Genomic DNA, 7,150 nt, shown 5'->3' with positions numbered 1-7,150 from the left:
CTTTCAAATCAACATCATGCAATGTCAACTTTTATGCGGTATTAGCTATCGTTTCCAATAGTTATCCCCCGCTAAGAGGCAGGTTACCTACGCGTTACTCACCCGTTCGCAACTCATCCGCTCGGTGCAAGCACCAAGCTTCAGCGTTCTACTTGCATGTATTAGGCACGCCGCCAGCGTTCATCCTGAGCCAGGATCAAACTCTCATTAAAATAATTGTTTGTCTTAAACTCATTCTGTCACTGACAGATTTATTGTTTTTTTATTGTTCAGTTACTATAACCTTAGTTATAGCGCCCTGCACATTGGTTCGTCTTGTTCAGTTTTCAAAGGTCTTTGTCGCTCTCGCGCGACAACTATATTAGTATATCATGACCTCTCCTTACTGTCAACACTTTTTTCCAAAAAAATTTATTTTTTTGAAAGTTTTTTTGAAATAAAAAAATAGAGAGGGAATCCTCTCTATTTATATTCTTGTCTGTATTTGTTTTCTTCAGCTTTGTTAGCCCATACATAATGACCTGGTTTAATTTCAACCATTTGTGGTTTATCTTCAGAATAATCATGTTGTTCTGGATCGTAGATTTTTAGAACTTTTTTACGTTCTAGAATTGGATCTGGAATTGGGACCGCTGAAAGTAGGGATTGGGTGTATGGATGGATTGGGTGGTTAAATAGCTCTTCAGTTTCTGCTACTTCTACAATAACCCCTTTATAGATAACTGCAATACGGTCAGAAATGAAGCGCACAACTGACAAGTCATGGGCAATAAAGAGATAGGTCAAGCCTAATTCTCTTTGGAATTTTTTCAAAAGGTTCAAGACCTGTGCACGTACTGAAACGTCAAGGGCTGAGATTGGTTCATCCGCAATGACAAATTCTGGTTCCATGACAAGTGCACGGGCAATACCGATCCGTTGACGTTGACCACCTGAGAATTCGTGAGGATAACGTGTCAAATGTTCTGCTAGAAGTCCAACCTCATGCATAATATTTTTTACTTTTTCCTGACGTTCTTCTTCACTGTTAAACAAATGGTGGTTGATCAAACCTTCAGAGATAATATAATCAACTGTTGCACGTTCATTCAAACTTGCTGCTGGGTCTTGGAAGATCATTTGAATTTTTCGGATCAACTCTGATTTTTCACTGTGAGAGTTTCTTCCGTTGATCTTGCGACCGTCATAAATAATTTCTCCAGCACTTGTATCATTCAAACCGATGATCGCACGTCCAATTGTCGTCTTCCCACTTCCTGATTCACCAACAAGAGAGAACGTTTCTCCCTTATTAATGAAGAAGTTGGCGTTCTTTACAGCAACAAATTTTTTACTTCCTTCACCGAAGGAAATTTCTAAATCTTTAATTTCAACTAATTTTTCAGTCATTTCCTTCCTCCTATTCTGTAATGTGAGTAAAGCCCATTTTTGAGCCAATCTTTTCGTGAAGGTTTTCGATTACTTCTGGTTTATGAACTGTCGGTGCATCTGGATGGAGCAACCATGTCTTAGCCCAGTGAGTATCGGTTACTTTGAAAGCAGGTGCCTCTTCTTCAAAATCAATCTGCATCGCATAGTCTGAACGAAGTGCGAAAGCATCTCCTTTAATCGGAGCATACAATGAAGGCGGAGTTCCTGGAATAGAGTAAAGATCACCATCTGAGGTTGACAATTGAGGCAAGCTTGAAAGCAAGCTCCATGTGTATGGATGTTTTGGATCGTAGAAAATTTCTTCTACTTTACCAAACTCAACAATTTCTCCAGCATACATAACGGCTACTTTATCTGCAATACTTGCAACCACACCTAAGTCGTGGGTGATAAAGATAACTGTAAATTGGTATTCTTTTTGAAGGGATTTCAACAAATCAATGATTTGCGCTTGAATGGTTACGTCAAGGGCTGTTGTTGGTTCGTCACAGATTAAGATATCTGGACGGCAGGCCAAGGCGATGGCAATAACGATCCGTTGACGCATCCCACCTGAATATTGGAATGGATACTCATCAAAACGACGTTCCGCATCTGGAATTCCAACTTTCTCCATATAGTCCAAAGCCATTTCTTTGGCTTCTTTAGCTGTTTTCCCTTGGTGTTTGATAATGACTTCTGTAATTTGTGAACCAATTGTGTTGATTGGGTCCAAACTTGTCATTGGGTCTTGGAAAATTGTAGCGATCTTAGATCCACGAATATTTTCCCAATCTTTATTCGATTTCAAATCTGTCAATTCTTGACCACGGTATTTAATCGAACCTTGGGCAATACGGCCGTTATCTTCTAACATTCCGGTGAACGTTTTTGTCAAAACTGATTTCCCTGAACCTGACTCACCAACTAAGGCAAGAACTTCACCTTCTTCTAGCTCAAGCGATACGCCACGAATAGCTGTCAATACGCGATCGCGCACGTCAAATTCCACTACGATATCTTGAGCAGATAAAATAATATTGTTATTTGATGTCATATCTACTCCTCCTATCTATGTGTACGTGGGTCGCTGGCATCGGCCAAGTTTTGTCCGACGATAAAGAATGACAAGGATACTAAAATCAAAACAGTAAGCGGAATCCAGAATAGGTAGGCATTTGTAGTTACGTTTTGAGAATAGTCAGAAATCAACCGTCCCAAACTTGGAACTGTGATTGGAAGACCAAGTCCGAAGAAGGAAAGGAAAGCTTCGTAAGAAATAAAGCTTGGAAGTAACTGTGATGTTTGTGTCACGATAACAGATACCAATTGAGGCAAAATATTTTTCGTAACAATTTTCAAAGTTGGTGTTCCTAATGTTCGGCTGGCCAAGTTGTACTCCAAATCACGGTAACGCATGATTTGGACACGAATGGTATAGGCAATTCCGATCCATCCAGTTAAGGACATGGCAAGAATCAAGTTCCAGAAACCAGATCCCATTGAGTAAGTCAAGACGATAACGATCAACATAAACGGAATGTTTGAAATAACGTTATAAACTTCCATCATGATACGGTCGATGGATTTTGAGATCCCCCAAATTCCACCAACGATAACTCCGACAACCACGTTAATAACAGTGGCGATGAAGGAAATGATAATTGAATTCCGAGCACCAAACCAAACTCCATCAAAGAGGGATTTACCGTTATTATCTGTACCAAAGAAAGCTTTGGCACTTGGTGGATTCAAACGTGCTGAAAAGTCATTTACCTTACTTACGTCGTTGTAATCAAAATTTGAAAACATAGGATAGACAAAACTCATCAAGAGAATCCCAATCAAAATAGCAAGCATAATGATAGTGGTTCTTTTTTTCAAGAATTGTCTGAATACAGATTTCCAGTATGAATACGCTGGAGCATCGATTACTTCAGAGGCAAAGTCATCACGTTTTACAAACTGAAATTTATTTTTATCGATTGTAGCCATTATTTGCCTCCTTTCGTATTCGTTAATTTAATCCGTGGATCAAGCACTGTCATCAAGATATCACCTAACATGGCAGCAAAGATACCAAGTGATGTGAAGATGAAGACAAGTCCGATGACCATGGTGTTGTTTGATGCTTTAATAGAGTCAATCAACATTTTACCCATACCTGGGAAAGCGAAGACTGTTTCAGTCAACGTCGCACCTGAGATAACTCCAATGATAGCCCCTGGAATTCCAGAAACTAGTGGAACCATCGCATTTTTGAAGATGTGTTTTCTTGAGATCTCACGTTCTGACAATCCTTTTGAACGAGCAAAACGGACGAAATCCTGAGAGTGAATATCGATCATATAACGACGAATCCAAACGGCGATAAATGGCGCACTCAATAAACCAAGAATCAGAGACGGCAATACATATGAACGCCAGTCCTGTGCTCCAAGTACTGGGAATGAGTCTGGAAGTCCAAAGAATGAACCTGCTAGACGCACGATATAGACAAGGGCAATGGTTGGGAGAGACATCATAAATGTCAAGGCCGCAGTAGAGATGCTATCAAACCATGAGTCCTTGAAAAGAGCCATATAAGATCCTAGTGGGATCGCAATCAAGTAGGCAATCGCAATACCAATCAAACCAATGATTGAAGAAGATGCAATCATGGATGGATTCTCATAGTTGCTCAACGTTGCTGTATAGGCATCCCCTTTACCAAATCGACTGATATCTTGTGAGTCTGCCTTACTTGGTGATTTGTAGGTACGTGAGTAGATATCGATGGAAGATGTCTTTTTACCTGTTGGGAAGTTCACTTCACTCTTCTTAGTCGTTCCTTGTCCTTGGGTAATAACTTGAAGAACAGGGGTATTTGAATAAGTTGGATATGAATTTCCAAGGTTTAAGGTCACAAAGTTTTGGTGTACATATGGGAACTGACCATTAAAGTACAAGAGGTATTTGTGTTTCGTACCAGAACCCACTACAGACCATCCAATAGATGGATCATTTTCAATACGGATATAGCGTTTAAGATTTGGATTCGAGGCATCTTTCACCCAACCTGGATGATCAAATTGAATCAAATTCGCATAGAAGCTAATAACACGTTCAAAAACCGGAATTTCACGCACCGCATAGAAAGACTTACTTTCTGGGAAACGTTTCAACTGCCAACCATGACCTAATTTTTCAATATATTTTTTGTAGATCTTTTCATTGGCATTTGTCGCATCAACCGTTACGGAAGAATCTTCTTTACTTGCTTTTTGTTGCAAGCTCTTTGAATCCATGTATTCCAAATAACCCATGCGATCATAGACTGTATTTTCGTAGTTGATCTTCGAATCTTTTGTCTTTGCTACTTTATTGTAGTTGGGGTCATTCTTAAAGATGAGATTTCTCGGTGTTAGCGTATAGATAATCATGTAGGTTAATGTCGTGACGAGAAAGATCGACACTAACGAACGCAAAATACGCATAAAAACATATTTTTTCATATTTCATTCCTTTAATGTCCAAAAGAACTTTCTCCCCTAGAAGAGAAAGTTCTAATGAAAAGCAATAATTTAATTATTTAACGTGTTTTTCAAGATCTTGTTGAGCTTTTTTGTTTGACTCAACTTTTTCTTTTTGCCATTTCTTAAGAGCTTCATCGTATTGTTTCTTAGTAACAGGTTCATCTTGAACTTCTACATATTTGAAGTATGCTGATCCTTTGTTACCAGCTTGAGCTGAAGCACCAGAGAATGGTACCACTTTAGAGATAACAGTTGCTGCTCCTGATGATGACATTGTAGGTACTACAATTGCGCTATCTGTCAACCAAGCTTGAGCTGCTGCATATTTTTCATAACGTTTCACAACATCTTGTGTTTCGTTGTTTGCATCGTCAAGAAGTTTTGCAAACTCATCCAAACCTACAGCTTTAGCTGATGGGTTATCTACACCACCTGCAAAACCAAGGTAAACTTTTGTTTGGTCTTCAGAAGATGGTTGAAGCGTATCAAGGTAAGTTGATGGATCTTGATAGTCTGGGTTCCAACCGACCATACCTTGAAGATCCCAATCTGCATCTGCAGCTGATGGAACATTCAATGTGATGTTCAACACTTCGTCTTGGTCCATCATTTGAAGGTCAACAACTACGTTGTCTTTACCAAGAGTTTCTTCTACCGTTTGTTTCAATGATTGCATACGTGTAACTATACTTGTTGCATTTTGAATAACAGGAACGTCAATATGAATTGGGAATTGAACGCCGTCTTTTTGAAGTTCAGCTTTGGCTTTTTCAAGTTGTGCTTTCGCTTTATCTTTGTTGTAAAGACCATCTTGACCATCTTCAAGGTTGATACCCTTCCATTGGTCTCCATAAGTAGTCAACTTATCTGCAACTACATTTCCGAAGTCTTTTCCGTCTACTTGTACGAATGCAGGTGCAACATATGTATTACGGATAGCTGGTTTAGCAAATTCTTTACCATTGACTTGTGCTGAGTAGTTTTCACGGTTCAAGGCAAAAGTGATGGCTTGACGGAAATCTTTGTTCAAGATTGCTTTCTTAGTAGAAGATTTTTCAGCATCTGATTTCTTTGCAGTGTGTTTGTAAGATTGACGATCGATGTTGAAACCAAGGATTGCTACACCTGAACCAGCTGGTGTGTTATAGATATTGTCCTTGTATTTTTTCTCTACTGTTGCAAAGTTTGAGCTTGATGGGAAAAGACGAGCAGCTGTATAAGCTCCATCAGAGAAACCACGTGCCAATGAATCTTGGTCTGATCCATCGTAATAAGTAAGTTTTACTTCCTTGACGTGAACGTTTTTCTTATCCCAGTAGTTGTCATTCTTTTCAAATACAACAGATGATTTTGATGTAATAGATTTAAGAAGGAAAGGTCCGTTTGCAAGGACTGATTTCACATCGTTTGGTTGACCAAAATCATCTCCCTTACTCTTCAAGAAATCTGTGCTAATTGGGAACAAGATTCCGTTTGTTGTTTTAGAGTTCCAGAAGGTTTCAGGTTTGTTCAATGTATATTGAAGTGTGTAATCATCAACCGCTTTGACACCAACTTGGCTGAAGTCTGTAGTTTTTCCTTGCACATAATCATCCAAGCCTTTGATTGAGCCTTGAACTAGTGGAAGTTCTTCTGATTTTTTATCAGCAGCGTGTTTCAAACCAGTCACGAAGTCTTTGGCAGTCACTTCACCGCGTTCTTCACCATCTGCATCGTACCATTTAACACCCTTACGAATCTTGTAGGTATAAGTCAAACCGTCTTTTGAAACAGACCAATCTTCCGCAAGTGATGGCACAAGATTTCCATACTTGTCATTTTCCATCAAACCGTCTACGATGTTTGTAGTGAGATCTTGAGTGGCAGATTTAGAAGACACAGTATAGTCCAAAGTTGTTGGGTCAGTAGTGTAGACATAACCATAGTTTTTGTCTTCGCCTGAGCTTGCTTTGCTAGTATTTGAACTAGAACATGCAGCTAACAATCCAGCTGCAAGGAGTGTTACTCCGGCAACTGCGAATACTTTACCTTTTTTCATAGGAATTCTCCAATAGTTTTTTTAGATTTGTTTAAGATTATATCACAAGTAGAAAAAAAAGTAAACTAAATTTTCTGAATATTCGTTTTATCACTATTCAAAAACCTTGCTATGACTGACTTTTTAGCCTAATTGATGATTTTACAATTTTCCATTAATCATTTGTATGATACAATATAGAGGACTA

The 7,150-nt window shown here is 38.9% G+C and carries 5 protein-coding genes and 1 rRNA gene; all 6 read right to left on the bottom strand.

Annotated elements, in window-relative coordinates:
* A 16S ribosomal RNA gene (locus tag NMM13_RS08080) occupies positions 1-212 on the bottom strand; the annotation flags it as partial.
* 250 nt (positions 213-462) lie between these two features.
* Entirely contained in the window at positions 463-1,389 is a 927-nt protein-coding gene (locus tag NMM13_RS08075; RefSeq protein WP_021154496.1) for an ATP-binding cassette domain-containing protein, read from the bottom strand.
* 10 nt (positions 1,390-1,399) lie between these two features.
* Complete coding sequence (locus tag NMM13_RS08070; RefSeq protein WP_003010293.1) at positions 1,400-2,467, bottom strand: ABC transporter ATP-binding protein; 1,068 nt, start codon at positions 2,465-2,467, stop codon at positions 1,400-1,402.
* An 11-nt stretch (positions 2,468-2,478) separates the two neighbouring features.
* Positions 2,479-3,405, bottom strand: coding sequence for an oligopeptide ABC transporter permease OppC (gene oppC / locus NMM13_RS08065; RefSeq protein WP_003010290.1), 927 nt, complete (start codon positions 3,403-3,405; stop codon positions 2,479-2,481).
* Positions 3,405-4,904 carry an ABC transporter permease gene (locus NMM13_RS08060; protein WP_070595566.1) on the bottom strand — a complete coding sequence of 500 codons (1,500 nt, stop codon included), beginning with the start codon at positions 4,902-4,904 and terminating at the stop codon, positions 3,405-3,407. The genes oppC and NMM13_RS08060 overlap by 1 nt, the downstream gene beginning before the upstream one ends.
* A 73-nt stretch (positions 4,905-4,977) precedes the next feature.
* Positions 4,978-6,963, bottom strand: a complete 1,986-nt coding sequence (locus tag NMM13_RS08055) for a peptide ABC transporter substrate-binding protein (protein ID WP_070595567.1) — start codon at positions 6,961-6,963, stop codon at positions 4,978-4,980.
* Positions 6,964-7,150: the final 187 nt, after the last annotated feature.

The organism is Streptococcus sp. CF8_St5-11 (genome assembly GCF_024295625.1).
Lineage (GTDB): Bacteria > Bacillota > Bacilli > Lactobacillales > Streptococcaceae > Streptococcus.
This window is presented reverse-complemented; position numbering and strand designations above follow the sequence as displayed.